General features: G+C 66.6%; 23 protein-coding genes. 12 read left to right on the top strand and 11 right to left on the bottom strand.

The features are described 5' to 3' along the window. Positions 1–29: 29 nt before the first annotated feature. The 3 genes from KUW17_RS13850 to gstA are packed head-to-tail and all read right to left on the bottom strand — an operon-like array spanning position 30 to position 1,240. Complete coding sequence (locus KUW17_RS13850) at positions 30–248, bottom strand: tautomerase family protein (protein WP_222480095.1); 219 nt, start codon at positions 246–248, stop codon at positions 30–32. Between the two features lie 3 nt (positions 249–251). Continuing rightward, positions 252–632, bottom strand: coding sequence for a nuclear transport factor 2 family protein (locus tag KUW17_RS13855; protein WP_222480097.1), 381 nt, complete (start codon positions 630–632; stop codon positions 252–254). Beyond that, positions 629–1,240, bottom strand: coding sequence for a glutathione transferase GstA (gene gstA / locus KUW17_RS13860; protein WP_222480099.1), 612 nt, complete (start codon positions 1,238–1,240; stop codon positions 629–631). The genes KUW17_RS13855 and gstA overlap by 4 nt, the downstream gene beginning before the upstream one ends. 99 nt (positions 1,241–1,339) lie before the next feature. Here gstA and KUW17_RS13865 point away from each other — a divergent pair, with 99 nt between their 5' ends. Then, positions 1,340–2,221 carry a LysR family transcriptional regulator gene (locus tag KUW17_RS13865; RefSeq protein ID WP_222480101.1) on the top strand — a complete coding sequence of 294 codons (882 nt, stop codon included), beginning with the start codon at positions 1,340–1,342 and terminating at the stop codon, positions 2,219–2,221. Positions 2,222–2,400: 179 nt separating this feature from the next. Next, a complete protein-coding gene (locus KUW17_RS13870; RefSeq protein ID WP_222480103.1) occupies positions 2,401–4,941 on the top strand; it encodes an AMP-binding protein in 2,541 nt (846 codons plus the stop codon). Positions 4,942–5,022: 81 nt separating this feature from the next. Here the strand turns inward: KUW17_RS13870 and KUW17_RS13875 are convergent, their stop codons facing one another. From KUW17_RS13875 to KUW17_RS13885, 3 genes are all read right to left on the bottom strand, one after another. Further along, entirely contained in the window at positions 5,023–6,231 is a 1,209-nt protein-coding gene (locus KUW17_RS13875; protein ID WP_222480105.1) for a pyridoxal phosphate-dependent aminotransferase, read from the bottom strand. A gap of 210 nt (positions 6,232–6,441) precedes the next feature. Further along, positions 6,442–7,323: a LysR substrate-binding domain-containing protein gene (locus KUW17_RS13880; RefSeq protein ID WP_222480107.1), complete on the bottom strand. Its 882-nt coding sequence runs from the start codon at positions 7,321–7,323 to the stop codon at positions 6,442–6,444. Position 7,324: 1 nt separating this feature from the next. After that, on the bottom strand, positions 7,325–8,230 hold the full coding sequence (locus KUW17_RS13885) for a LysR substrate-binding domain-containing protein (protein WP_261397209.1): 906 nt from the start codon (positions 8,228–8,230) through the stop codon (positions 7,325–7,327). A 138-nt stretch (positions 8,231–8,368) separates the two neighbouring features. Here KUW17_RS13885 and KUW17_RS13890 point away from each other — a divergent pair, with 138 nt between their 5' ends. Together KUW17_RS13890 and KUW17_RS13895 are read left to right on the top strand one after the other, a co-directional pair. Next, on the top strand, positions 8,369–9,871 hold the full coding sequence (locus KUW17_RS13890; RefSeq protein ID WP_222480109.1) for an aldehyde dehydrogenase family protein: 1,503 nt from the start codon (positions 8,369–8,371) through the stop codon (positions 9,869–9,871). Beyond that, entirely contained in the window at positions 9,861–11,132 is a 1,272-nt protein-coding gene (locus tag KUW17_RS13895; protein ID WP_222480111.1) for an NAD(P)/FAD-dependent oxidoreductase, read from the top strand. Before KUW17_RS13890 ends, KUW17_RS13895 begins: the two co-directional genes overlap by 11 nt. A 32-nt stretch (positions 11,133–11,164) precedes the next feature. Here the strand turns inward: KUW17_RS13895 and KUW17_RS13900 are convergent, their stop codons facing one another. Next, on the bottom strand, positions 11,165–12,235 hold the full coding sequence (locus KUW17_RS13900) for a zinc ABC transporter substrate-binding protein (protein ID WP_261397210.1): 1,071 nt from the start codon (positions 12,233–12,235) through the stop codon (positions 11,165–11,167). Between the two features lie 116 nt (positions 12,236–12,351). On the opposite strand from KUW17_RS13900, the gene KUW17_RS13905 reads away from it, so the two are divergent. From KUW17_RS13905 to KUW17_RS13915, 3 genes are read left to right on the top strand one after another with little or no spacing between them, the layout of a single operon-like run. Continuing rightward, positions 12,352–12,834 carry a Fur family transcriptional regulator gene (locus KUW17_RS13905; protein WP_222480115.1) on the top strand — a complete coding sequence of 161 codons (483 nt, stop codon included), beginning with the start codon at positions 12,352–12,354 and terminating at the stop codon, positions 12,832–12,834. Then, a complete protein-coding gene (locus KUW17_RS13910; protein ID WP_222480117.1) occupies positions 12,831–13,583 on the top strand; it encodes a metal ABC transporter ATP-binding protein in 753 nt (250 codons plus the stop codon). Before KUW17_RS13905 ends, KUW17_RS13910 begins: the two co-directional genes overlap by 4 nt. Further along, entirely contained in the window at positions 13,580–14,386 is an 807-nt protein-coding gene (locus KUW17_RS13915) for a metal ABC transporter permease (protein WP_222480119.1), read from the top strand. Before KUW17_RS13910 ends, KUW17_RS13915 begins: the two co-directional genes overlap by 4 nt. 61 nt (positions 14,387–14,447) lie before the next feature. Here KUW17_RS13915 and KUW17_RS13920 read toward each other — a convergent pair whose 3' ends face one another. Together KUW17_RS13920 and KUW17_RS13925 are read right to left on the bottom strand one after the other, a co-directional pair. Continuing rightward, complete coding sequence (locus KUW17_RS13920) at positions 14,448–16,733, bottom strand: response regulator (protein ID WP_222480121.1); 2,286 nt, start codon at positions 16,731–16,733, stop codon at positions 14,448–14,450. A gap of 16 nt (positions 16,734–16,749) precedes the next feature. Beyond that, positions 16,750–17,646 carry a PhnD/SsuA/transferrin family substrate-binding protein gene (locus tag KUW17_RS13925; protein WP_222480123.1) on the bottom strand — a complete coding sequence of 299 codons (897 nt, stop codon included), beginning with the start codon at positions 17,644–17,646 and terminating at the stop codon, positions 16,750–16,752. A gap of 408 nt (positions 17,647–18,054) precedes the next feature. Between KUW17_RS13925 and KUW17_RS13930 the strand changes: the two genes are divergently transcribed. From KUW17_RS13930 to KUW17_RS13950, 5 genes are all read left to right on the top strand, one after another. Next, positions 18,055–21,912 (top strand): PEP/pyruvate-binding domain-containing protein, encoded by a 3,858-nt coding sequence (locus KUW17_RS13930; protein WP_261397211.1) that lies wholly within the window; start codon positions 18,055–18,057, stop codon positions 21,910–21,912. Between the two features lie 143 nt (positions 21,913–22,055). Then, positions 22,056–22,292: a type II toxin-antitoxin system ParD family antitoxin gene (locus tag KUW17_RS13935; protein ID WP_222480125.1), complete on the top strand. Its 237-nt coding sequence runs from the start codon at positions 22,056–22,058 to the stop codon at positions 22,290–22,292. Then, the gene (locus KUW17_RS13940; protein ID WP_222480128.1) at positions 22,285–22,587 is read left to right on the top strand and encodes a type II toxin-antitoxin system RelE/ParE family toxin; all 303 of its coding nucleotides are present in this window, start codon (positions 22,285–22,287) and stop codon (positions 22,585–22,587) included. Before KUW17_RS13935 ends, KUW17_RS13940 begins: the two co-directional genes overlap by 8 nt. Before the next feature lie 49 nt (positions 22,588–22,636). Then, positions 22,637–23,548: a MurR/RpiR family transcriptional regulator gene (locus tag KUW17_RS13945; protein WP_222480130.1), complete on the top strand. Its 912-nt coding sequence runs from the start codon at positions 22,637–22,639 to the stop codon at positions 23,546–23,548. Positions 23,549–23,631: 83 nt separating this feature from the next. Then, positions 23,632–24,246 carry a LysE family translocator gene (locus KUW17_RS13950; RefSeq protein ID WP_222480133.1) on the top strand — a complete coding sequence of 205 codons (615 nt, stop codon included), beginning with the start codon at positions 23,632–23,634 and terminating at the stop codon, positions 24,244–24,246. Between the two features lie 14 nt (positions 24,247–24,260). Here the strand turns inward: KUW17_RS13950 and KUW17_RS13955 are convergent, their stop codons facing one another. Then, positions 24,261–24,695, bottom strand: a complete 435-nt coding sequence (locus tag KUW17_RS13955) for a GFA family protein (protein ID WP_222480135.1) — start codon at positions 24,693–24,695, stop codon at positions 24,261–24,263. A 68-nt stretch (positions 24,696–24,763) separates the two neighbouring features. Beyond that, positions 24,764–26,038, bottom strand: coding sequence for a Vi polysaccharide biosynthesis UDP-N-acetylglucosamine C-6 dehydrogenase TviB (tviB, locus tag KUW17_RS13960; RefSeq protein WP_222480137.1), 1,275 nt, complete (start codon positions 26,036–26,038; stop codon positions 24,764–24,766). Positions 26,039–26,099: the final 61 nt, after the last annotated feature.

The raw sequence follows: 26,099 nt of genomic DNA on the forward strand, positions 1-26,099 counted from the left end.
CCCGCCCCCGCGGCACCGCCAGGCGGCGCCTAGGTTTGCGCCCTGTACTGCTCCACCGGCAGGCCGCCGATGCCCCAATCCGCAAGCGCCACCTCGTCGATCACCACAAAGGTCGTCGCCGGGCTCTTGCCCAGCACCTCCTGCAGCAGGCTGGTCACGCCGCCGATCAGCCGCGCCTTTTCCTCGGTCGAGGGGCCGGTGCCGTCCGGTCCGCCCTCCCGTGTCACCTTGATGTTCACATAGGGCATGGCTCAGTCCTTTCGCGGCAGATAGGTGAAGGCCTTGGTGACGATCCGCCATTCGCCGGCATGGCGCACCAGGGTCAGGAAATCGAGGTAGTCGCGCCCCATCATGCTCATCCGCGCGGTGACGCGGGCGATGCGGGGGCTGCCAAAGGCGATCTCCAGGATCGCCTCGTCGCGCGGCTCGCCGCGCCCGGCAGGCGGCGCGCGGCCGTCGACCCGCGCCATGTAGGTATCGAGATCCAGGTACAGCTCATCCCCTTCGGTCGCGCAGACATAGGAGAGCTGTGGGTGGAAGACGCGGCGAAGCATGGTGCTGTCGGCCTGATGGAGCCCCTCGAAATAGGCCTCCATCAGCGCAGCCACCTGGGCATGATCGGCGGCGGTCACTGGATCAGCCCTTCCGCCTTCATCGCCTTCCGCGCGGCAGGCCGCTCGGCAACCCGCGCCGCCAGCGCCGCAACGGCGGGCCAGCGGCTGAGGCCGATGCCGGTGAAATTGGCCCAGTTGGCAACGGCAAAGAAATAGGCATCCGCAACCGAGAACCGCCCGTCCACCAGCCAGTCGCGGCCGTCCGACAGCATTGCCTCGGCCCGGTCGAAGCGGGCGGCTACCGCCAGCTTGGCAGCGGCCTGTTCCGCCTCCGTGCTGCCTGCGCGGAACAGCGGCCCGAACGCCTTGTGCATTTCCGCCGAAATCCAGTTCAGCGCCTCGTGCAGGCGGGTGCGCGCCAGGGTGCCCGGCTCCGGCGCCAGCCCGGCTTCCGGGTGGCGGTCGGCGATATACTGCAGGATCGCTGCGCCTTCGGTCAGCACGGCGCCGTCCTCCAGCTCCAGCGCCGGCACATAGCCGTTGGGGTTGATCTCGGCAAAGTCGCGGCCGCTTTCTGTGCGCCCCTTGTCCGTATCGACGGCCTCAATCTCAAAGGCGGCGCCGGTCTCATACAGGGCAATATGGCTGGCCAGCGGGCAGGCTCCGGGTTTGTAGTAAAGCTTCATGGTCAGTTCTCCTGTTGACATGATGGCTTTTGCTACCCCGCACTCTCATCTATTGATAATATTGAGTTCTCACCAACATGATCGAAAAATAGCATCATTATGAAACACGACCAGCTCCTCGCCTTTGAGGCCATCGTGCTGACCGGCACCTTCCGGCAAGCCGCCGAACGGCTGCACAAATCGCAAAGCGCCGTCAGCCATGCCATCCGCCTGCTGGAGGAGGAGCTGGAGCTGACCCTGTTCTCGCGGGACGAATACCGGCCCCGGCTGACCGCGGAGGGGGAGGTGTTCTACCGCGAAGCCACCCGCGTTCTCGGCCAGATGCGGGCGCTGCAGGCAACCGCCGCCCGGCTGCGGGCACGGGAGGAGGCGGAGCTGTGCCTTGCCGTCACCGCAACGCTGCCGCTGGACATTCTGCTGCCGGTGCTGGAGCGAACCGGCCAGGCCTACCCCGCCACCCACATCCGCCTCAGCACCGAAATGATGGGCGGCCCGATCGCCCGGCTGATGGAGGGCGCCGCCGACCTCGCCATTGCCACCCTGGACGGCGTCCCGCTGGAGGAGGTGGAGACCCGCAAGATCGCCGAGGTTGTAATCCGCCCCGTCGCCGCCCGCGGGCTTGCCAGACAGCTGGGGCCGGGTCCGCATCCCCTGCAGGAGATGCAGGCCCTGCCGCAGATCGTGGTGGCTGGCACCGGCGGCCCGGACAGCAGCCAAAGCCGCGACCTGCTGCCCGGCGGGCGCAAATGGACCGTCTCCGACTTCGCCGCCAAACGGCAGGTGATCCTCGCCGGGCTGGGCTGGGGCGGCATGCCGGAACATCTGATCCGCCGCGACCTCGAAGCCGGCACGCTGGTGCCGCTGCAGGTGGAGGGCTTCCCGCCGCGCCGCTCGGAGCTTTTTGCCCTGCGCCGCCGCGACCAGGCGCCCGGGCCGGTGGCCGCCAGCCTGTGGGCGCTGCTGACGGAGGCTGGCCAGTGACACCGGCCGCGGCCGGCAGACAGCGGGCGGATTCCCCGGATATCAGCGAAAACCTGCCGCGCACAGCTGCCGGGCCTGCAGCGATCCCGCGCAGCGCAACGCCGGGTCAAAAAGACCGCCCGGCAATAATTGACAAAATTAGTAAATTATAATACCCGCCGCGCTCGAAGGAGTTGCGGATGTTTTACGAGCTGGCCAATTTGCGCGCATTCGGCGCCCGTCCCTGCCTGATCGCGGCGGACGGAACCACATTGTCATATGCCGCGCTGGCGGATGCTGCCGAACAGTTTGCCCGCCAGCTGCCGCTGGACCGGCGGCTGATCGCAGTCGAGGCCGCAGCCGAACCGGACGCCATCACCGCCTATCTCGGCGCCCTGGCTGCCGGCCATGCGGTGATGCCGCTGCCGGCCGGGGATGAGGCAACCGCGGCACGGCTGGAAGAACGCTTCCGCCCCGCCGCCAGCTTCCGGCGCGCAGGCGGCAGCTGGCAGCTGCTGTCGCATTCCCACGATCCCGCCGCGGTGCATCCGGACCTGGCCCTGCTGCTTCAAACCTCCGGCAGCACCGGCCACGGCCGCGGCGTGCGCCTGTCCGGCACTGCGGTGGACAGCAACGCCCGCGCCATTGCAGATTACCTGGAGATCCGCCGCCAGGACCGCGCCGCGCTGATCCTGCCGCTGCACTATTCCTACGGCCTGTCGGTGCTGCATTCGCATCTGGCGGCCGGCGCCAGCCTCTGGCTTGCCCCCGGCTCGGTGCTGGATGCCGGTTTCGCCGCTGCGCTGGCGGCCTCCGGCGCCACCAGCCTGGCCGGCGTTCCGCATCATTTCCGGCTGCTGGAAAGCGCAGGCCTGTCGCACACGCTGCCCGAAAACATCAAGACCCTCACTGTTGCCGGCGGCGCCATGGAACCGGATCAGGTCCGCGCCTGGGCCACCCGGATGCAGGCCCGCGCCGGCCGTTTCTTCGTCATGTACGGCCAGACCGAGGCCACAGCCCGGATCAGCTACTTGCCGCCGGAACAGGCGCTGGATGCCCCCGGCGCGGCCGGCCGCGCTATCCCCGGCGGCCGCCTGCTGCTGCGCGGTGCGGGCGGCAGGGAAATCACCGCGCCCGAGGGCGAGGGCGAACTCTGCTATCAGGGCCCGAATGTGATGATAGGCTATGCTGAGGACAGCGCCGATCTCGCCAAGGGCGCGGAACTCAGCGAACTGGCCACCGGCGACCTGGCCCGGCGCGATGCCAGCGGCCTCTACCACATCACCGGGCGGCTGTCGCGCATGTCCAAGATCGCGGGCCTGCGCATCGGCCATGACGCCATCGAGCGCGCCCTGGCCGCCCAGGGGCACGAGGCCGCGGTCTGGGGCGATGATGCCCGCATCTCCATCGCCATCTGCGGGCCGCAGGACGGCATCGCCGCGCTGGCGGCCCGGCTCACTGGCGTCGGCCAGCAGCATTTCACGGTGCTCCCGCGCAGCTCGCTGCCGCGGCGCGCCAACGGCAAGATCGACTATCCGGTGCTCAAGTCGCAGTCCGCCAAGCTGCAACCGGCCAAGGGCGTGCTGGCCGCCTACCAGGCCGCCTTTGCACCGCAGACCGTGGGCCGCAACGACAGCTTTGCCTCGCTCGGCGGCGACTCGCTGCGCCATGTGGAGCTGTCGCTGGCGCTGGACGAGGCCCTGGGCGGCGCCCCCGCGGGCTGGGAAGAGATGCCGGTCAAGGATCTCGAGCAGGCCGCCCCGGCGCCCTCCGCCAGCCTGCCCTTCGATCTGATTGCCCGGGTGATTGCCATCCTGGCGGTGGTCACTGCGCACCAGACCTTCTGGCCGGTCTACGGCGGTGCTGCCGCAATGGTGATCCTGATGGGGATGAGCGTCGCAGGCTTCCGCTGGGAGGCGCTGAAATCCGGCAGTATGGGCAGCTTCTTCAAGCCGGTGGCGGCGGTGCTGATCCCCTATTACCTGATCCTGGCGGGCTATGCCGCGGCTTGGGAGCAGGTGCCCTGGGTCTCGGTCTTCCTGACGGGGAACTTTGCCCTGACCACGCCTGAAACCCATCTGATGCTGCCCTATCTCTACTGGTTCATCGAGGCCTATCTGCAGATGACCCTGCTGGTGGCGCTGCCGTTTGCGCTGCCGCCGGTGCGGCGCTGGCTGGTGCAGCAGGGCGCTTTCCGCACCGGGCTCTGCTTCCTGGCATTTGCTATTGCCATCCGTCTGGCCGCACCGGAAATCTGGCAGATCGGCGGGCGGGCGCAGTTCACCGTGCCCTGGGTCTTCTACCTGTTTGCCCTCGGCTGGTGCATCACCGCCGCCGATACGCTGGGGCAGCGGCTGATGGTGCTGGGGGCGGCCTGCGTGATCATGCCCTCAGCCGCCTATCTCGGCGGCAACTGGTACGGCGGCTGGATCAAGTACATGTGGCTCCTGGCGCTGATTGCCGGACTGCTGTTCATCACCCGCCTGCCGGTACCGCGGTTTGCCGCCCGCCCGGTGATGCGGCTGGCGCAGGCGGCCTTCCCCATCTACCTGCTGCACCGCTTCGTGCCGGAGCTGCTGATGCCGATGATCGGGCTGGAGGGCCGCAGCCCGCTGAACGATGCGCTGGCGATCTTCGGCGGCATCGCCCTGGGCCTCGCCGCTGCCGCGCTTCAGCGCCAGCTGGTGCAGGCCTGGTCCAACGCCCGCAACCGCCGCCAGCTAGAAATGGCGCAGGCCTAAGACGCTGACGGCAGTGCCCGGCCCCGGGTGGGTGCGAAGCGCCCTCCCGTGGGAGAGGCCGGGCGGAACATTTTGAACCGCTTAAACCAGCGCCGACACCGCCCTGCCGATCCGGCTCAACGCCTCGCGCAGTTCCGCCTCGGAGGTGGCATAGGAAATCCGGAAATAAGGCGAGATGCCAAAGGCGCGGCCCGGCACCACCGCCACATGGTGCTGGTCCAGCAGATAGGCGCAGAAATCCGCATCTGTCTCCAGCACCGCGCCCTCTGGCGTCCTCTTGCCCAGCACGCCTGCGCAATTGGCGAATGTGTAGAACGCCCCCTCCGGCACCGGGCACGCAATCCCCTCCATGGCATTCAGTGCCTCCACCACCAGATCGCGGCGCGCCTGGAAACTGGCCCGCCGCTCTGCCAGCACTTCCTGCGGGCCATTGAGCGCCGCCGCAGCCGCCGCCTGCGAAATGGACGAGGGATGCGAGGTCGATTGCGACTGCACCACCTTCATCGCGTCGATCAGCGCCTTCGGCCCGCCCGCATAGCCCAGCCGCCAGCCGGTCATCGCATAGGCCTTGGAGACGCCGTTGACCGTCAGCACCCGGTCTTTCAGCCGCGGTTCCAGCTGCGCGGGCGCTGCAAACTCAAAGCCGCCATAGGTGATGTGTTCATACATGTCATCGGCCATCAGCCAGACATCCGGGTGCCGCAGCAGCACCTCCAGCAGCGGCTGGTAATCGCTGGCGCTGTAGCCCGCGCCAGCCGGGTTCGATGGCGAATTCAGCAGCAGCCAGCGGGTGCGCGGGGTGATCGCCACCTCCAGCTGCTCCGCCGTCAGCCGGAAGCCGGTATCATCGCCGCAGGGCACCAGCACCGGCTCCCCGCCAGCGATGCGGATGATGTCGGAATATGAGGTCCAGTAAGGCGTCGGCACAATCACCTCATCACCGGGGTTGAGGCTGGCCATGAAGGCATCAAACAGGATCTCCTTGGCGCCGGTGCCGGCGATGATCTCATCCAGCGCATAGTCCAGACCGTTGTCGCGCTTGAACTTGGCCTGGATGGCCTGCCGCAACGCCAGCGTGCCGCCGAGCGGAGTGTATTTGGTCTCCCCTGCCCGCATCGCGGCAGCCGCGGCTTCCTTGATGTGGTCCGGCGTGTCGAAATCCGGCTCCCCCGCGCCGAGGATGATCACCGGTGCGCCCTGCCGCTTCATCTCCGCGGCCTTGGCGCCGATGGTGAGGATTTCCGAGACTTCAATAGGGTCGAGACGGCTGGCGCGGCGGAACTGGGCCATGGCAAAGGCTCCCTGCTGGTTTTGGCAAAGCCAGAATGAAACGAAAGCCGGTCTTGAAATACCAGCCCATTACGACACGACTAATTCCAGATTGTCATGGTACATGCATAAGCCACTTAGGGCTGCACCTGCCTGGGTAGGTGCGAATGCACCTGCCGGGGGGGCAGGCAGGTGCAGCCCGGCCTGTCGGCCGGGCAAAACATCTCAATCTCACTTCGAACGCAATTGCTTCTTTAGCCACCTTTCGAATTTCTGCACCGCCTCCGGCACAACCCCTTGCGGACGCACGAGAAAATAACGCTTGCGCGACTCCAGCGCTGGCCCCGGGATGCGCATCAGATCGCCTGCCGCGATCTCCCGCGCCACCATGTCATAAGGCACGATCGCCGCGCCCAGGCCCGCCGTGGCGGCTGCAATCACCATCGAGTGCTGGTCGAAATAGCGCCCGTCCTGCCGCGGCGCGCCCGCCAGCCCTGCGCGCTCGAACCACTCCGCCCAGGAGCCCGAGCGGCTTTCCAGGTGCAGCAGCGGCGCCTGCGCCAGATTGCCCCCCTGCTCCAGCTGATGCGCGGCAAAGAATCCGGGCGCGCAGACCGGCACCATTTCCTCGCCGAAAAGCGGGGCCATATGGGTGCCGGGCCAATTATCCAGCCCGTAGTGCACCGCCAGGTCAAAGTTCTCGCGGGCAAAATCAAATGGCTCCAGCCGGGTGGAAAAGCTCAGCTCCACCTCCGGGTGGCGGGCAAAGAAATCCGGCAGCCGCGGGATCAGCCAGAGGTTGGCAAAAGCGGGCAGCACCGCAATCCGCAGGGCCGACCGCCCCGCCCCGGCCGCCGCTGCCTTTTGCAGGGTGGCGCGCAAGCCGGCCAGATCCAGCTCCAGATCGGCCGCCAGCCCCTGCCCGGCCGGCGTCAGCACCACCCCGCGGCCCGCCCGCTGGAACAGGTCGAATCCCAGATCGGCCTCCAGCTCCTTCACCTTCTTGCTGACCGCGCTCTGGGTCAGCCCCAGTTCCTCCCCCGCGGCAGTGAAGCTTTGATGCCGCGCGGCGCTTTCAAAACAGCGCAGATGGGTCAGGCTCGGCAATCGCATGTCAGGTCTCCTCCAGCTGCGCCATCAGCCACTCGCGGAACTTGATCAGCGGATAGTCCTCCGCCTGATCCGCGGGCCAGACCAGGAAATATTCACCCAGACTCACCGCCTCACCCTCCATCGCCAGCGCCAGCCGCCCTTGCGCAATCTCGTTCTCCGCCAGGAAGTCCGGCAGCAGCGCCACCCCCAGCCCATGCACCGCCCCCTGCGTCATCGCAGACGACTGATCAAACAGCATCCCCCTCAGCTTGGCCGCAGGCACATCATGCAGATGAAACCATTGCTCCCAGCAGTCCGGATGCGTCTCCAGATGCAGCAGCGGATAGTCCAGCAATTGCGCCGGGCGGGACACCGGCCCCGCCATCAGCCCCGGCGCGCAGACCGGCAGCACATGTTTCGGCATCAGGGGCAGATACTCCACCCCCGGCCAGTCGCGGGTGCCGTAGTGGATCGCGGCCTGCGCCGTGCCCCCGTCAAAGCTGAACGGCAGATTGTGGGTGTGCAGGTTCACGGTGATGCCGGGATGCGACGCGGCAAACCCCTTCAGCCGCGGCGCCAGCCAATGCAGGCCAAAGGACGGCAGGATCGACAGGGTGAAACTGCCGCCATCCGGATTCGCCCGCAGCTTGACCGAGGCCTGCGCCAGCCGGGTCAGGATTGCCCTAGCCTCCTTGGCAAAGCCCGCCCCCGCCGGCGTCAGCTGCATCCGCATCTGGTCGCGGGCAATCAGATCGACCCCCATCTGCTCCTCCAGCTGCTTCAGCTGGCGGCTGATGGCGCTTTGCGTCAATGACAGATCCTCCGCCGCCGCCGAGGCGCTGCCCAGCCGGTCCACGGCCTCCAGCGCCAGCAGCGACGGGATTGAGGGCAGAAAGCGGCGCGGGGCAATCATATGATCTTTGCTCATGGCTTCAGGATTTAGTTTCAATAGCAATCCGCGCCCGACGGTGCAATTTCTATATCAGACCGACGCCCGGCGGGACATTGATGCAAAGCGGGCTAAAGTTTTGCTCATGACCTGCCCTCGCATCATAAGGACTCCGACATGCCCCATTCCGACATCCTCGCCGCTGCAGGCCTGACCGAGGCCGAACTGACCGGCGGCAGCCTGACTGTCACCACGCCGGTGGACGGCAGCGAAATTGCCCGCCTGAAAACCCACACCGCGGCAGAGGCCGAAGCGCAGATCGCCGCTGCCAAGGCTGCCTTCAAATCCTGGCGCCTGGTGCCGGCTCCGCGCCGCGGCGAGCTGGTGCGCCTGCTGGGGGATGAACTGCGCAAAGAGAAGGAAAACCTGGGCCGCCTTGTCACCCTGGAATGCGGCAAGATCTACCAGGAGGGCCTGGGCGAAGTGCAGGAGATGATCGACATCTGCGACTTCGCGGTGGGACTTTCACGCCAGCTCTACGGCCTCACCATCGCGTCTGAGCGCCCCGGCCACGCGATGCGCGAGAGCTGGCACCCGATGGGCACCTGCGGCATCATCACCGCCTTCAACTTCCCCGTCGCCCCCTGGTGCTGGAACGCGGCGCTGGCGCTGGTCTGCGGCGATCCGGTGATCTGGAAACCGTCGGAGAAAACCCCGCTGACCGCCCTTGCCGTGCAGAAAATCTGCGAGCGCGCCATGGCAGCCTTTGGCGATGACGCGCCCGAGGGCCTGATCCAGGTGCTGATCGGCGAGCGGGACCTGGGAGAGGCGCTGACCGCCTCCAAGGATGTCGCCATCATCTCCGCCACCGGCTCTGTCCCGATGGGCAAGGCGGTCTCCGCGGACATGTCCAAACGCCTCGGCCGCACCATTCTGGAGCTGGGCGGCAACAACGCAATGATCGTGGCGCCCTCCGCCGATCTGGAAATGGCCCTGCGCGCCATCGTGTTCTCTGCCGTCGGCACCGCCGGCCAGCGCTGCACGTCGCTCCGCCGCCTGATCGTGCATGAGGACATCTATGACCAGCTGATCCCGCGCCTGATCAAGGCCTACGAGGGCCTGCCCATCGGCGACCCGCTGGCCGACGGCACGCTGGTCGGCCCGCTGATCGACCGCCATGCGATGGACGCGATGCTGCGGGCGCTGGAAAAGGCGCAATCCGAAGGCGGCACCGTGCACGGCGGCACCCGCGCGCTGGCGGACAGCCACGGGGATGCGGCTTATGTGCACCCGGCCATCGTCGAAATGCCCGCCCAGACCGCCATCATGCACACCGAAACCTTTGCCCCGATCCTTTACGTGGTGAAATACTCCGGCCTGGACCAAGCCATTGAAATGCAGAACGAAGTGCCCCAGGGCCTCTCCTCCTGCATCTTCTCCACCGACGTGCGCGAAACCGAATATTTCCTCTCGGCAGCGGGCTCCGACTGCGGTATTGCCAATGTGAACATCGGCCCCTCCGGCGCGGAAATCGGCGGCGCTTTCGGGGGCGAGAAGGAAACCGGCGGCGGCCGCGAAAGCGGCTCTGACGCCTGGAAAGGGTACATGCGCCGGCAGACCAACACCGTGAACTACTCACGCGAGCTGCCGCTTGCTCAGGGGATCAAGTTTGACATCTGATCTGGCGTCCTGCCTCTGGCACCAAACCTGCCAGGAAAACCCCGCCTTCCCGGAGCTTTCCGGGGAGGCAGAGGCCGATCTGGTGGTGGTCGGCGGCGGCTACACTGGCTGCTCCGCGGCCTTGAAAGCCGCGGAACTGGGCGCCTCGGTCCGCCTGGTCGAGGCTGATGAAACCGGCAGCGGCGGTTCGGGGCGCAACGTGGGGCTGGCCAATGCCGGCCTCTGGCTGCCGCCCGAGGACATCAACGCCGCACTGGGCGCAGGGACCGGCAGCCGCCTTTCCCAGCTGCTGGCCGGCGCACCGGCACTGGTGTTTTCGCTGATCGCCAAACACGCCATTCAATGCGAGCCGGAAAACAACGGCACCCTGCACTGCGCCCATGCGCCTTCAGGCCTGAAGGACTTGCAGCGCCGCCACGCCCAACTGACAGCTATCGGCGCGCCGGTGGAACTGCTGTCGCGCGAAGACGCCATTCAGCGCACCGGATCCGGCGCCGTGCACGGCGCGCTGTTCGACCCGCGCGCAGGCACCATCCAGCCGCTGGCCTACGTCCGCGGCCTAGCCCGCGCTGCCGCCGCGGCTGGCGCGCAGCTGCATGAGCGTTCCCCCGCCACGGCCATCAGCCGCGAAGGCAGCAGTTGGCATGTGGCGACGCCCAAGGGCAGCATCCGCGCCAAGCACCTGATCATGGCGACCAACGCCTATGCCCGCGACATCACCGGCTACAGCGCGCCGCAGGTCATTCCAGTGCATTACTTCCAGGCCGCCACCGACCCGCTGCCTGGCCCGCTCCTGGACAGGATCCTGCCAAACAAGGAAGGCTGCTGGGACACCGCGCTGGTGATGTCGTCGTGGCGGCTGGATCAATCCGGGCGGCTGGTGATCGGCGGCATGGGCGCGCTCAATCACTTCGGCAGTGCCCTGCACCGCAGCTGGCTGCCGCGCAAACTGGCAGCGCTGTACCCGGAATTGAAAGATGCGCGGCTCCGCAGCCACTGGCACGGCCGCATCGCCATGACCTCCGAACACCTGCCCAAGATCCTGGACCTGCAGGGCGGCTATGCCTGTTTCGGCTACTCCGGCCGCGGCATCGGCCCCGGCACCCTGTTCGGCGCCGCCATGGCCGAGGCGCTGCTGACCGGTGACAGCGCCTGCCTGCCGGTGCCGCCCGCCCAGGGCCACAGCCTGCCCTTTGCCGGACTGCGCAGCGCCTACTATGAAACCGGCGCCACCCTGACCCATCTGATCAGCAACAGATGAAAAAGGCGGGCCAAATGGCCCGCCCGGAATGATCAGCAGCCGGCAATCGCGGAGCCGATCTCCTGCAGCAGCGCCGGATAAAACTGCGGCCCCGGCTCCAGCCCCGCCCCCAGCGGATCCAGCACAGCGGTGCCAGCCGCGGTGCCGTCCAGCACGGTGGCAACCAGCCCCGGATTGAACTGCGGCTCCGAGAACACGCAGGCCACTTTCAGATCCGCCACTACATCCCGGATTTCAGCAACCCGCGCCGGGCTGGGCTTCACCGCATCGCTCAGCGAGATCGCCCCGGCTGCTCTCAGCCCGAAGCCCTGCTCGAAATACTGGTAGGCATCGTGGAACACGATGAACGGCTTGGTCCGGAACGGCTCCAGCACCGCCGAGACGCTTGCCACGGTTTCCGCGATCTCCTGCTTGCCGGCTTCGGCATTGGCCCGGTAGGCCGCCGCATTGTCCGGGTCGTGCTCCGCCAGCTCTTCTGCGATCACGTCCAGCCACACTTGCGCATTTGCGGGCAGCAGCCAGGCATGCGGATCAGCGCCTTCATGGTCATGCCCATGGGCATCGGCGCGGTCTTCGTGGCCCTCGTGGCCTTCCTCTCCGGCATGGTCTTCGTGATCATGATCCTCGTGGCCGTCATGATCCGCATGATCGTCATGTCCATCGCCATGCTCAGCATGGTCTTCGTGCTCCGCGTGATCATCGTGATCGCCGTGGTCTTCATGCTCCTCATCATGCCCATGCGCCTCGAACCGGGCCCCTTCGCGGAACGGCAGCACCACTGTGCCCTCTGCCGCCAGCAATTCCACCCGGTGCGCGTCGCCGGCCAGTTCCTCCAGCGGGCCTGCCAGCCAGGGGGTCAGCGGTTCGCCCAGCCAGAACACCAGATCCGCCTGATCCAGCGCCCGCGCTTCGGAAGGGCGCATCGCATAGCCATGCGGCGACGCACCCGGCGGCACCACCAGCGCCGGTTCGCCCAGCCCCTGCATCACCCGCGCCACCAGCCCGTGTACCGGCGCGATATCCGCCGCCACCTGCGGCACCTCCGCCACGGCCGCCCCTGCCCCGGCCAGCAAACCCGCCGCCGCTGCACCACTCTTCCACATGCCAGCTCTCCGCATTTCACGCCCCATGTAATCTTATAACATCACGCCGCTTGATAAACGTCATAACATAACATATCAAGAGGCAAATCCGCCGCCGCCCAGAAGGACCCCCGCATATGGATTCCATCGGCTTCGCCCCGCACGACCACACCAGCTGCATCCAGGACGGCATCGCCGCCGTGGATGCCCAGTGCCGGGCAGAAGGCCTGCAATTCACGCCGGTCCGGCGCCGGGTGCTGGAGATTCTCCTGCAGGAGCACCGCGCGCTGGGGGCCTATGAAATCCTCGACCGGCTGCGCGAAGAGGGGCTCGGCTCGCAGCCGCCTGTCGCCTACAGGGCCTTGGATTTCCTGGTGAAAAACGGCTTTGCCCATAAGATCGAGCGGCTCAACGCCTTCATCGCGTGCACCCATCCGGGCGAGAGCCACGCGCCGGTCTTCCTGATCTGCCGCGCCTGCGACGCCGTGGCCGAAGCGCAGCGCGAACCCACCCAGGGCCAGCTCGGCCAGGCCGCCCGCGACGCCGGCTTCGTGATTGAGCGCGCGGTGATCGAGGCCGAGGGCCTTTGCCCCAAATGCCAGGGGAAACCGGCCGCATGACCAGCCTGATTACCCTGGACGGCCTCACCGTCGCGCATGGCGGCAACACGGTTCTGTCCGGTGTCAGCCTGTCGATTGCCCCCGGTGAGATCGTCACCGTGGTCGGCCCCAACGGCTCAGGCAAGTCCACCCTGCTGCGCAGCGTGATCGGCGCGCAGAAACCGTCCCGCGGGACCGTCACCCGCGCGCCGGGGCTGCGGATCGGCTATGTGCCGCAGAAGCTGCACATCGACCCAACCCTGCCGCTGACGGTGCGCCGCTTCCTCAGCCTGCCGGAGCGGGTGTCCGACGCCCGCGCCGCGGAGGCATTGCAGCAGGCCGGCGCCGGCGATCTGGCGGCGCGGCAGATGTCGAGCCTGTCCGGCGGCCAGTTCCAACGGGTGCTGCTGGCCCGGGCCCTGCTGTGCAATCCGCAGCTGCTGATCCTGGACGAAGCCACCCAGGGCCTGGATCAGCCCGGCTCTGCCGCTTTTTACCAGCGCATCGAGAAGGTCCGCCAGGAGCTGGGCTGCGCGGTGCTGATGGTCAGCCACGAGCTGCATGTGGTGATGGCGGCCTCGGACCGGGTGATCTGCCTCAACGGCCATGTCTGCTGCGAGGGCGCGCCGGAGCATGTTGCTTCCGCCCCGGAATACCGGGCGCTGTTCGGCACCGGCACGCAAGGCGCCCTGGCGCTTTACCGGCATGAGCACAATCACAGCCATGATCACGACTGCAAACACGATCACCACCATGAGGCAGCGGAATGACCCTGCTTGACGATTTCCTGATCCGCGCCGCCCTGGCCGGCATCGGCGTGGCGCTGGCTGCGGCCCCCTTGGGCTGTTTCGTGGTCTGGCGCCGGATGGCCTATTTCGGCGATGCCACCGCGCATGCCTCGATCCTCGGCGTGGCGCTGGCGCTCAGCTTTGATGTCTCGGTCTTTGCCGGCGTTCTGGCCACCGCGCTGGCGATGGCCACCACGGTTTCGGCGCTTGCTGGGCGCGGCTATGCGATGGACACGCTCCTCGGCGTGCTGGCGCATTCCTCGCTCGCCTTCGGCCTGGTTGCCGTCTCCTTCCTGCAGGGGGTGCGGATCGACCTGATGGCCTATCTGTTCGGCGACATCCTGGCGGTGGGGCGCGCCGATCTGGCGGTGATCTGGGGGGGGGCGGTTTTGGTGCTGGCACTCTTGTGGTGGCGCTGGTCCGCATTGCTGACCGCTACGCTGAACCCGGATCTGGCCCATGCAGCCGGCATCGACCCCAGGCGCGAGCAGATGGTGCTGACCATTGCGCTGGCGCTGGTGGTGGCGGTGGCGATCAAGGTGGTGGGGGTGCTGCTGATCGCGGCGATGCTGCTGATCCCGGCCGCTGCCGCCCGCCCCTTTGCTGCCACCCCGGAGCGGATGGCCGCGATCGCGGCGCTGCTGGGCATGCTGGCGGCCGTTGGCGGCCTGCAGCTGGCTTTTGCGCTGGACACCCCGGCAGGCCCCAGCATTGTCTGCCTGGCAGCGGCGCTGTTTGCCGCCTCCAGCCTGGCCGGGCTGCTGCTCCAGCGCCGCCGCGGCTGACCGCCGCCGCGCCGGGCTTGCGCTTCACCTCAGCCCAGGCCGCCCGGCCGGGGCCGGCCGCTCAGCTGCCGGTGCGCTGCAGGTCTTCGGTGCCCGTCCACTTGCTGATCGCTTCGGTCAGCGCCTTCTTGTTGATCGGCTTGCTCAGGAAATCATCCATCCCGGCCTGCAGGCATTTCTCCCGGTGGGTCTGCAGCGCATTGGCGGTGAGCGCCACGATCGGGGTTTTGCGGCTGCCGCTCTCGGCTTCGATGCGGCGCATCTCGGCAGTCGCCTCGATGCCGTCCATCTCCGGCATCATCATGTCCATCAGCACGATATCCGGCCGCGCCGAACGGAACTGCGCCACCGCTTCCATGCCGTTCTTGGCTATGCTGATCTCCAGCGGCGCATCCTTCAGCATCTTGGTGACCACCAGCTGGTTGGTGCGGTTGTCCTCCGCCAGAAGAACTTGCAGCAGCCGGCTCGCCGGCTGATCCCCGGCATCGGCGCCGTCCGCGGACACCGCCTTTGGCGCAGGCAGGCTCAGCACCCGGTCGAGCACCTGCCGCAGCTGCACCGCCCGCACCGGCTTGAGCGCGAACTCGCAGGCGCCGATAGCCTCGCAATCCGCCCGGCTCAGCGCGTGCTCCACCGACGACAGGATGATCAGCGGCACGGCTTCGAACCCCGGCATCGCCCGGATCCGCCCGGCCAGGGCGCGCCCGTCCATCGCCGGCATCTGGAAATCGAGGATGACAAAGTCGAACCTGCGCCCGTCCAGCTGCGCATCCGCCAGGATCTCCAGCCCCTCATGCGCCGAGGCCGCCAGAGTGCAGGACACGCCCCAGGCGCTCAGCCGTTCCGACAGGATCACCCGGTTCAATTCCAGGTCATCCACCAGCAGGCCGTTCAGCCCGGCAAAACTGTGCCGGCCGCCAGCCGGCTGCGCCGCCACCGGACCGCCCGCCTGCAGCGGAATCTCGATGGTGAAGACAGATCCCTTGCCCGGCTCCGATTCCACCTGCACCGATCCCCCCATCAGCGACAGCAGCCGGGAGGAGATCGCCAACCCCAGGCCGGTGCCCTCGAAGTTGCGGGTGGCGGCATTGTCGGCCTGCTCGAAGGCGCGGAAGATCTTGCCGATCCGGTCCGGCGCGATGCCGACCCCGGTATCGCGCACCCGCAGCCGCAGAAGATGCCTGCCGGTGTCCTGGCGCTCTCCCGTCACCTCGATATAGACATAGCCTTCGCGGGTGAACTTGACCGCATTGCCGGCCACATTGGTGATCACCTGGCGGATCCGGCCGGCATCGCCCTCAAACACTTCCGGCAGGGCCGGGTCGTAGCGCATGGTGATCTCGACCCCCTTCTCCGCCGCTTTCGGCGACAGCAGCGTCACCACGTCCTCGACCGCGGTCTGGAGGTTGAACGGGGCGATGCTGAACTCGACCTTGCCCGCCTCGATCTTGGAGAAGTTCAGGATGTCGTTGATGATGGTCAGCAGCGCCGAGCCGGATTTGGCGATGGTTTCCGCATACATCTTCTGGTCTTCATCCAGGTCGGTGTCCTGCAGCAGCTCCGCCATGCCGATCACCCCGTTCATCGGGGTGCGGATTTCGTGGCTCATATTGGCGAGGAATTCCGACTTCGCCCGGTTGGCGATATCCGCCACCTCGCGGGCCTGCTCCATCGCAAATTCGCGCTCGTCGCGCTCGGCAAAGGTTTCCTCAAGCACCCCGACCGAGAAATCCAGCGCCCGGAATTCGCGCGAGGCATACCAGGGCAGCCGCTGCGCCGGGCTGCGCAGGCCGGAGATCGCGTCCGACATCCGCTTGTGGATCATCTGCAGCGGGCGCAGCGCCAGCACATGCACCAGCAGGAGCACCAGCAGCGACAGCGCCAGCACCGGCACCACCGTCCAGATGATGATCTGGCGCACCTTGGCGGCCACCAGCACCTCGCCGTCCCGGGTCGACCATTCCACCACCATGGTGCCGAAGGCCGCGCCCTCCAGCTCGATCGGCCGCTCATACATCACCCGGCCGCCGTCCGGCTGCGCCGCCGGCGCCTCCGCCGAGGCCAGCAGCTTGCCCGCCGGGTTGCGGATCTGGATCGACACGATCTGCGGTTTGCGGCTGACCGCTTCGATCAGGCCGGTTTCCAGCACCGGCACGTCTTCGACGATGATCGATTCCAGCATCAGCCCGCTCAGCAGGGACACCGTGAGGTCGGCCTGCTCCGCCAGCTGCTCTTCCAGCCGCTGCACCTCCTGGCGCTGCGCCAGGTCGCCGACCGCAAAACCGACCGCCGAGGCTGCCAGCAGCAGCGACAGCACAATCTGAAACAGGATGCTTGTACGTTTCATGGTGTCACGCGGCGCCTCAGAAGGCCAGGCTGCGCTCCATCGCCCGGCGGATGATGTCATAATCCTGGTCTTCGCCCAGCAGGAAGCCGTTCCGTGAAATCCTGCGCACGATCTCCTCATGCTCGGAGGACAGCATCACCCTGCGCATTGCTTCCAGCACATTCTCCGGCATGTCCGCCGAAGCCAGCCAGGGCTTGGTGACATTGTCGAAGGAGGCCAGCACCCGGATCGGCACCCCCTTGGCAACCAGCTTCTTGTAGGTGCTCTCTTTCAGCGCGCCGGCCGTGTACCGGCCTGCGCCGACCGCTTCCCCCACCAGGTCGTGGCGGCCGAGATAGGCGAACTCATGCAGGTCCGCACTGCTGATTCCAGCTTCCAGAAGGTATTCCTGCGCCAGGTAGCGCCCGATCGTCGACAGTTCATCCCCGAAGGCAAAGGTCAGCCCGGCCAGTTCCTCGACCGACTGCACGCTGCTGTCGTGGTGGACCACGATGACCCCCTTGAACCGCTTCTGGCCGTTCTTGGATTCCATCGCGATAATCCGGATGCCCGGGTTTTCCTTCATCACATGCACATAGGAGGCGGGGCCGAAACGGGCGAAATCCACTTCGCCGCTGGCCAGCTGGCGGATGCCCTCCTCGTATTCCTTGGCGATCTTCAGCCGGATCGTCACCGGCTCGCCCAGCTCCTCGCTCATCCGCCCGGACAGGTAAGAGAGGAACGGCTGGTATTGTTTGACCGTTGCGGTTGGTTTATCCGCCGCATAAGTTCCGAAAACCAGGTCCGTCCCTGCCAGGGCGGCACTGGGAAGCAATGCCGCAAGCCAGGCAGCCAGCAGCGCACCGGAAATTGCCGGCCGCAGCCGCTTCCGGAAAAGCTCAATGATACCAAAGGTGCACTCAAACAGTTTCACGAGTCTAGCCTCCTGACTGACTTCGGCAGGCACGGCAGACACGCCGCACCCCTTGGTTACATGGCACATAGTTGAAAATACAATGTTAACGCACCTGCAATTCTCGGAAAAATTTTGCGGTTCTTTTATTCTTCGGCCTCTATATTAACCCTTCTGAAAGGTTTTCGTAATCTTTTAGGCAAATTCGCCATAAATTAAGACAAACACTCAGCTGGCCCGACAGGAACCACCGTGAAGACAACCCTATTGCATGCCCGGACCGCCCGGTCCCTCCGCCGCTCAGCACAACTCCTTGTGCTCACGCCGCTATTTGCGGTCCTCCCGGTTGCGGCGCTGGCCATCCCATCTCCAGAACTTGTCATCGGCTCGGTCTCTTCACTGTCGCAGGTCCTGGCCGTTGGTATTGCCATGATTTCCGGCCTGGGCGCTGTCATTGCGGCGAAACTGGGTTTTACCCCTAAGCCGGGCAACACGCCGCGCCGCTACCCGGTCAAGCTGATATCCGTGCTGGTCCTGGCGGCCATGGCACTGGCGGCCGGGAACTATTGGCAGTATTCCTCGCATGCGCAGGCTGAGCTGGCAAGGCTGCAGGCCACTTTGACGCGGCCGGCGCAGTTTGACGGCACCACCATCAAGGACGCGTCGCTCAAGGAGACCAGCTTCTCCAAGCAGGAGGACCATCCGCTGGCGATGAGCACGGCGGACGCGGCGGCGGCGCTGGAGGACGGCTCCACCCTGTTCTACGACATCCGCGAAACCGGCGAGAATGCCATGGGCACCCTGCCCGGCGCCACCCATATCCGTTTCCCGGACTTCGTCCAGAGCCAGCCGGTGCAGCCCGGCCAGAAGGTCGTTCTGTTCTGCCACAACGGCAACCGCAGCTCGGAAACCTGCGCCAAGCTGGCGGCAATGGGCATCGACTGCAGCTTCATCGCCGGCGGCATCGAGAAATGGATCGTCGAGGGGCGCGAGTTCTCCGACAAGGACGTGCAATCCCTCTCCGACCTGCGCGCGATCCCGGAATACCCGGGCAAGGACGTGCTGCTCAGCACCGCCGACTTCGAAGCGCTGCTGACCACCGAGGACCTGCAGATCGTCGACACCCGCTATCCCGGCGACTTTGAAACCGGCCACCTGCCCGGCGCGATCAACATCCCGATCCGCAAGATGACCACCGCGGACCTGATGGCGCGCATCGCGGAGCTGGACCCGAACAAGCCCACCATCGCCGCCTGCTACGACCGCCGCAGCTGCTTCATGAGCCAGGTGCTGGGGCTGGAGCTGTCGCAGCAGGGCATCGACTTCCGCGGCCGTTACACTCTGCCGTGGGAATACTTCGTCGCGCCCAAGCCGAAACCGCATGTGCAGGCCTGGCTGGCAGATCAGCAAACCGGCCTCTGGGACAAGGCGATCTCGGCGCTGGCCACAGCGCTGCTGTGGGTGCATGAGCGCAGCCATATCCTGCTGGGCCTGCTGGCGCTGTCCATCGCGACCCGCATCCTGGTGCTGCCGGTGGCGCTGAAATCCGAACGCGACCAGATCGTCACCGCCGAAACCGCGGATGAAATGAAGGCTCTGAAGGAGAAACTGGTCCACGACCCGGTGCGCAAGGCGCGCGCGGTGCAGGCGTTCTACAAGGACAAGGGCCTGACCCCGATGAAGAACCTCACCGCGCTCTTGTTCCTGCCGGTGATGATGCTGGGCGTTTCCGCCGCGCAGGAGGCCAGCGCCAGCCTGCAGACCCCGTTCCTGTGGATGGCCGACCTCGGCCTGCCCGACCCGCTGTTCATCATGCCGGTGCTGTTCTGCGCGCTCGCCGCTGTCTACCTCTTGTGGGCCGTGGCCAAGACACCGCGCCAGAAAACCCTGTGGATGGTGCTGGGCATGCCTGCGCTCTTTGCCATGGTGTTCAGCCTGTCGGGCGCCGCCAATACCTATCTCTGCTTCAGTCTGACGCTCCTGCTGGTGCAGCGCGCCTATGTCACCGGCATGCACCGCCAGCTGGGCGAAGCCATCGCCTTGCGCGCCCACAAGCGCCGCCTTGCCAAGCTGCCGCGCGGCGTGATCCCGATGGGCTACACCGAGGAGCTGGAGCATGCCGGCAACAAGGCCCTGCGCCTGTCGATCCTGCGCAATGCCGGCCTGCCGGTGCCGGGTGGCGTGATCGTCCGCTCCGACGCAATCCACGATTACCGCGAAATGTCCGACGCTAAAAAGGACGCCTTTGCGGCACAGGTCTTTGCCCTTGCAGGCGGCAAGCCGGTTGCCGTGCGCTCCTCCGCCAGCAACGAGGACGGCCACGACCAAAGCTTTGCTGGCGTCTTTGAATCGGTGCTCGACGTGACTGCAGAGACCATGCGCGCCGCGCTGGATGAAGTTGTGACCAGCTTCTCCTCGGAACGCGCCGCCAGCTACTCCGGCGAGGGCGACAGCACCGACCAGGGCAATATCGTGGTGCAGGAAATGGTGCAGGCGGAATACGCCGGCGTCCTCTTCACCCAGGACCCGATGGCCCCCGGCATGTGCATGATCGAATGGGTCGAGGGCTGCGGCGAGGATCTGGTGTCCGGCCGCGTCACCCCGACCTCCCTGCGCTTTGGCCGCTACACCGGCCTGCCCGCGTCCGAAGATCAGGACCAGACGCTGAACATGGCGCCGCTGCTGGCGCTTGGGAAACAAATCGAGGACACCTTCGGCTGCCCGCAGGACGTCGAATGGGCCTATGCAAACGGCCAGTTCCAAATCGTCCAAAGCCGCGACATCACCACCCTGAGCCTCGGCACCGAGCAGGAACAGGTCCGTCTGGGAGAATGGCGCGATCTGCTGGACCGCTATGCGGACGCGGACCCGGATCAGACCATCCTGGAGCAGGACGAGATGTCCGAAGTCCTGCCCCGCCCCACCCCGCTCTCCTTCTCGCTGATGAGCGAGCTGTGGGCGCCGGGCGGCAGCGTTGACCTGGCCTGCCGCGAGCTGGGCGTGCCCTATGGCCTGCCCGAGGGGCGCGACGGCCATCTGGTGAACCTGTTCGGCAAGACCTACGTCGATGTGGCGCTGAAACAGGGCATGACGCTCAAGCTCACCGCCGCCAAGGCCAAGCAGCTGCGCAAGCAGGCGCATCCGATGATCACCCGCTTCCGCAGCGACGTGATGCCTTCCTTGCGCGATAAGCTGGCGATCTGGCAGGCCGTGGATTACGCCGCGCTGCCCCAGGACAAGCTGCTGGAGGCGATCTCCACCCTCAAGGACATGTTCATCCGCGAGGTCTATCTGGAGGCCGAGAAGATCAACATCCTAGCAGGCTTCACCATGGGCGAGGCAGGTTCGGCGGCGGCCGGCGACCCGGCCCTGCGCGCGCATCTCATGCACGCGGAACTGCCCAACGCGCCCTCCAGCCTGCTGGCTTCCTGCACCGGCAAGGATGCCCAGACGCGCGCCATGCAGCTGATGGGCCACCGCTCGATCTTCGACTACGAGCTGTCCTCGCCCCGCTACGCCGAGGCGCCGGCGCTGCTCCACTCCCTGCTCGACAGCGCGGTGGAGCCGATCGGCGCGGTGCCGGTCCCGGCCAACCTGCCGGATGAGCTGGACGATACCATCGGCATCGCCATCGCCTATCAGGACCTTAAGGAACAGGCCAAGCACGAAGCCCTGCGCGTCGTCGCCGAACTGCGCCGCGCCCTGCTGGCGCTTGGGAAAACCAGCGGGCTGGATGATCTGGTGTTCAGCCTGACCTTCGCGGAGGTGCTGGACAGCAACTGGTCCAACCCGGCCCCCCTGCGCGACCTGGCTGAGGCGCGGGCAGAGAAGGAAGCGCTGCGCAAGAAATCCGCACCGACAGATGTCACCCTCACCCTGCGCGACTGCGAGCTGTTGTCGCTCGGCGCCCAGGCCCAGGCGGGCGACGGCACCATGGGCGGCACCTGCGTCGCGGGCAGCGGCAGCGCCACCGCCCGGGTGTTCTGGATGGAGGACGACAGCTGCATCGACCCCGCTGCCTTTGCAGACTTCCAGGACGGCGACATCCTGGTCTGCCGCATGGTCAACCCGGCCTGGCTGCCCTACGTCCAGCGCTCTGGCGCGGTGCTTTCCGAGGTCGGCGGCTGGCTCAGCCACATGGCCATCGTCGCCCGCGAAAAGGACGTGCTGATGCTGGTCGCCTGCAAGGGCCTCGACAGCCTCGATCACGGCGAGCGGGTGACCATCAGCGAAGACGGCTCGATCCAGCCGCTGGAAGAAAAGGGCCTCAAGGTGGTTTCCGCCTGATCCACCCGGACAAGTTAGAAAAGCCCGCAACGACTGGTTGCGGGCTTTTTTTACGTAGGGTGGGCGATTCCGCCCACCATTCCGCTCCTCTTGCAAGTATGGCAAAGATTGCCATATCCTGTTCCAGCGAAAGGAGCCTGCCAATGGCCACAATGAACGTCTCCCTGCCGGACCAGATGAAAACTTGGGTCGAGGAACAGGCCCGCGCCGGCACCTATGCCAATTCCAGCGACTATGTCCGCGATCTGATCCGCCGCGACCAGGCCCGCGCCGCCGCCATAGCAGAACTGCAATCCGCCATCGACGCTGGCCTCGCCAGCGGCCCGGCGGAGGCGCTGAGCGCCGAAGATTTCAAGGCCGCCATGCGCCGCAATGGCTGAGCCGCGCTGGCGGATCCGCCCCGCCGCCCGCACCGACCTTGCCGCTATCTGGCGCTATGGCAGGGACACCTGGGGCGAAACACAGGCCGATGCCTATACCGACAGCCTGTTTGCCCTCTTCGACCTGCTGGCAGATTTCCCCGAAATGGCCCGCGAACGGGATGAGTTCACTCCGCCGGTCCGCATCCACCCCACAGGCGCGCATCTGGTGATCTACCGCCTGCAGAACGGCCGCCCAGAGATCATCCGCATCCTGCACGCCCGCCAGGACCTGATGGCTTTCCTCTCGGAATAACACCCGTTCCGTCCTTGCCATTTTCCGCACATCTGCTCTGATACGGCGCATGGACCCGCATCTCGACCCCAGGAAAACCGCCCGGCTGATCCAGCACCTCAAGGACCGGATGGAGGAACTCCCGCCCAAGCTCAAGGCGGCGGCGAAATACGTGATCGACAACCCCGGCGACTTCGGCCTCGATACCGTGCGCACTTCGGCTGAGAAAACCGGCATCAGCGCCAACGGCTTTGTCCGCCTTGCCCAGCACCTGGGCTATGACACGTTTGAGGCCTTCCGCGCCCCCTTCCGCGCCGCCCTGACCACTGCGCATGAGGCAGACCTCGGCCAGGACTGGCTTGACCGGATGCAGGACGAAGGCCCCGCAGGCGCACTGCAGGCCGCCGCCGCGCGCAACCAGCTCAACATCACCTCGCGCTCTTTGCGGCTGATGACGGCAGAGCGCACCCAGGCCATCGTGGACACCCTCACCGCCGCCCGCCGCAGCTATGTCACCGCCACCCGGTCGTCTTATGCGCTGGCCTATTACTTCCACTACGTCGGCCGCATGGCGCTGCCGGCGCTGGAGCTGGTCCCCCGCCACATGGGTGCGGCGCTTGACGACCTCGTGGACATTGGCCCCGAGGACTGCCTGATCGCCATCACCTTCGCCCCCTACTCCGCCGGCACCATTCAGGCGCTGCGGCTGGCAGGCGAACGCGGCGCATCGGTGATCCTGATCTCCGACAGCGAGGTCATCGCCCCCGGCATCCGCACCGACCACGTGCTGGCCGTGGCCGCCAACTCGCTGCACCCGTTCGGCGCCATCGGCGGCGCCATGGCAGTGCTGGAATGCCTGCTCACCCATCTGATCGGCGCCGGCGGCGAGGACGCCCGGCGCCGGATTGAGGCCTATGACGCCCTGCGCCAGGACAGCGGCGCCTATTGGAGCGGCCCGAAACTGCCGCGGATTGGGCGGTAGCTCCCCGGCAGCCGCTTGAAAAAGAGTTGCAAGCCTCCATGTCCGCGAGTCTTATGCCTGCTCAACAGGCGGAGGGCATTCCCATGGAATTGACGATGGCACTGGCGCTTGCGGGCGCAACAGCGGTTCTGGTTGCGGTTCCGGGGCCGAATGTGGCGCTGATCATCGCCAATACGCTGGCCCGCGGCTTCCGCCTTGGGGCGGTCACCGTGCTTGGCACCACCGCGGGCGTGGCCCTGCAGCTTGCCGCGGTGGTTCTGGGTCTTGCCGCGGTGCTGGAATTCGCCGCCTCCGCCTTCCTTTGGCTGAAATGGGCCGGCGTCGCCTATCTGCTCTATCTCGGCGTGCACTCCTGGCGGCAGGGCGTTGCCGGCATGGAAGAGGCCAAGGCCAGCCGCAAACCGCGCCGCACCATCTTCTGGCAAGGCCTGCTGCTGGCCCTGATCAACCCGAAAACCCTGCTGTTCAACGCCGCCTTCCTGCCGCAGTTCATTGCGCCCGGCGCCGGATCAGCGGCCCTGCTCACCGCAGCGGCGATCTACCTGGCAGTGATTTTCGCAGGCGACATGATCTGGGCGGCCTCCGCGCAATCCGCCCGGCCCGCAATCCTGAGGCTCGGCCGCCTGCGCCACCGCCTGACCGGCGCGCTGTTCATCACCTCCGGCCTCGGCCTGGCACTGGCCCGCACAGACCGCTAAGGCAGCCCCTGCGCTCAGACATCGCCGTCAATGAACGGGTTCTGCGCCTCATACGCGTCCCGCGTTGTCCGCTGGTGATCCCCTTCCAGCCGCACCGCCGCCATTGCCCGGTCGGCATAGATCTCCGACCTGAGCGGCCAGCCCAGGGCAGCATCAAACAGCCCCGGCATCAGGTCGTAGGGCGCGCCGTCCTCATCCACATCCCGCATCCACAGGTGCGAGCCGCAAGTCGCGCAGAACGCGCGCTCGGCAAAGGCGGTGGATTGATACCGCACCGCCGGCCCCTCAACCGTCACCGCTTCCGCAGCCGCCTCGAAACACAGGAAAAGCCCGCCGGTCCAGCGCTGGCACATGCGGCAATGGCAGGCCCCGGCGCGCGGATCATGCGCCCCTTCAACACGGATTTTCACAGCGCCGCACAGGCAGCGGCCTTCCAGAACATCACTCATCACAGACCTCCTCGCCGTCACCGGCAAGGATACAGCAATCCGGAACAAAGCGGGAGATCGCGCCCGGATCAGAGCCGCAGGTCCGCCTCCTCCGGCGCCAGCACGTATTTCAGGTCATAGACCAGCGCACCCTCGGACCCCAGGGCCCGGACCGCTTCTGCCCCCATCGCGCGGAATTCGGAATGCGCCACCGCCAGCACCACCCCGGCATAGGCCCCCTGCCCCGGCTCCGGCACCAGCGAAATGCCGTATTCTTCCTGCGCCTCTTCCGGGTCGGCATGGGGATCGTGCACATCCACCACCGCGCCGTATTCCTCCAGGCTGCGCACCACGTCGATCACCCGCGTATTACGCAGGTCCGGGCAGTTCTCCTTGAACGTCAGCCCCATTACCAGCACCCGCGCGCCGGCCACCGGCAGGCCGCGCTTCAGCATCGCCTTGACCATCTCGCCCGCAGCATAGGCGCCCATGCCGTCGTTCAGACGGCGGCCCGCCAGCAGGATCTCCGGGTGATAGCCCAGCTGCTCCGCCTTGTGCGTCAGGTAATAGGGGTCCACGCCGATGCAGTGCCCGCCCACCAGACCGGGGCGGAACGGCAGGAAATTCCACTTGGTGCCCGCCGCTTCCAGCACCGCCTGGGTATCAATCCCCATCCGGTTGAAGATCTTGGCCAGCTCATTCACCAGCGCAATGTTGATATCCCGCTGGCTGTTCTCGATCACCTTGGCCGCCTCGGCGACCCTTATGCTCGCTGCTTTGTGAGTGCCGGCCGCCACCACCTCGCGGTACAGCGCATCAACCCGCTCCGCCACTTCCGGCGTCGAGCCTGAGGTGACCTTGACGATATCCTTCAGCCTGCGCGCCTTGTCGCCGGGGTTGATCCGCTCCGGGCTGTAACCCGCAAAGAAATCCCGGTTGAAGGCCAGGCCGGAGCGCGCCTCCAGCACCGGCACGCAGTCTTCCTCGGTGGCGCCGGGATAGACGGTGGATTCATAGATCACCAGATCGCCGGGTTTCAGCACCCCGCCCACAATCGCCGAGGCCGCCAAGAGCGGGCTCAGGTCCGGGCGGTGGCTGGCATCCACCGGCGTCGGCACGGTGACGATGTAGATGGAGCAGTCCGCAATCTTCGCCGGGTCGGAGGTAAAGCGCAGGAACTCCGCCGCGGCCAGTTCCTCCGGCTCCAGCTCCCGGGTGCGGTCCTCGCCCTTGCGCAGTTCGGCAATGCGCGAGGGATCAATGTCAAACCCCACGACCTCCCGCTGCTGCCCGAACGCCGCCGCCAGCGGCAGCCCCACATAGCCGAGGCCAATGACACAGATCTTGTCTTGCGCGCCGCTCATGCCCGGCTGCTCCTTGTTCCGCGGGGCCTATCACGCCAAGCCCCCTGCCCGCCCACATAAT

Source organism: Leisingera aquaemixtae (genome assembly GCF_019801145.1).
GTDB classification, from domain to species: domain Bacteria; phylum Pseudomonadota; class Alphaproteobacteria; order Rhodobacterales; family Rhodobacteraceae; genus Leisingera; species Leisingera aquaemixtae_A.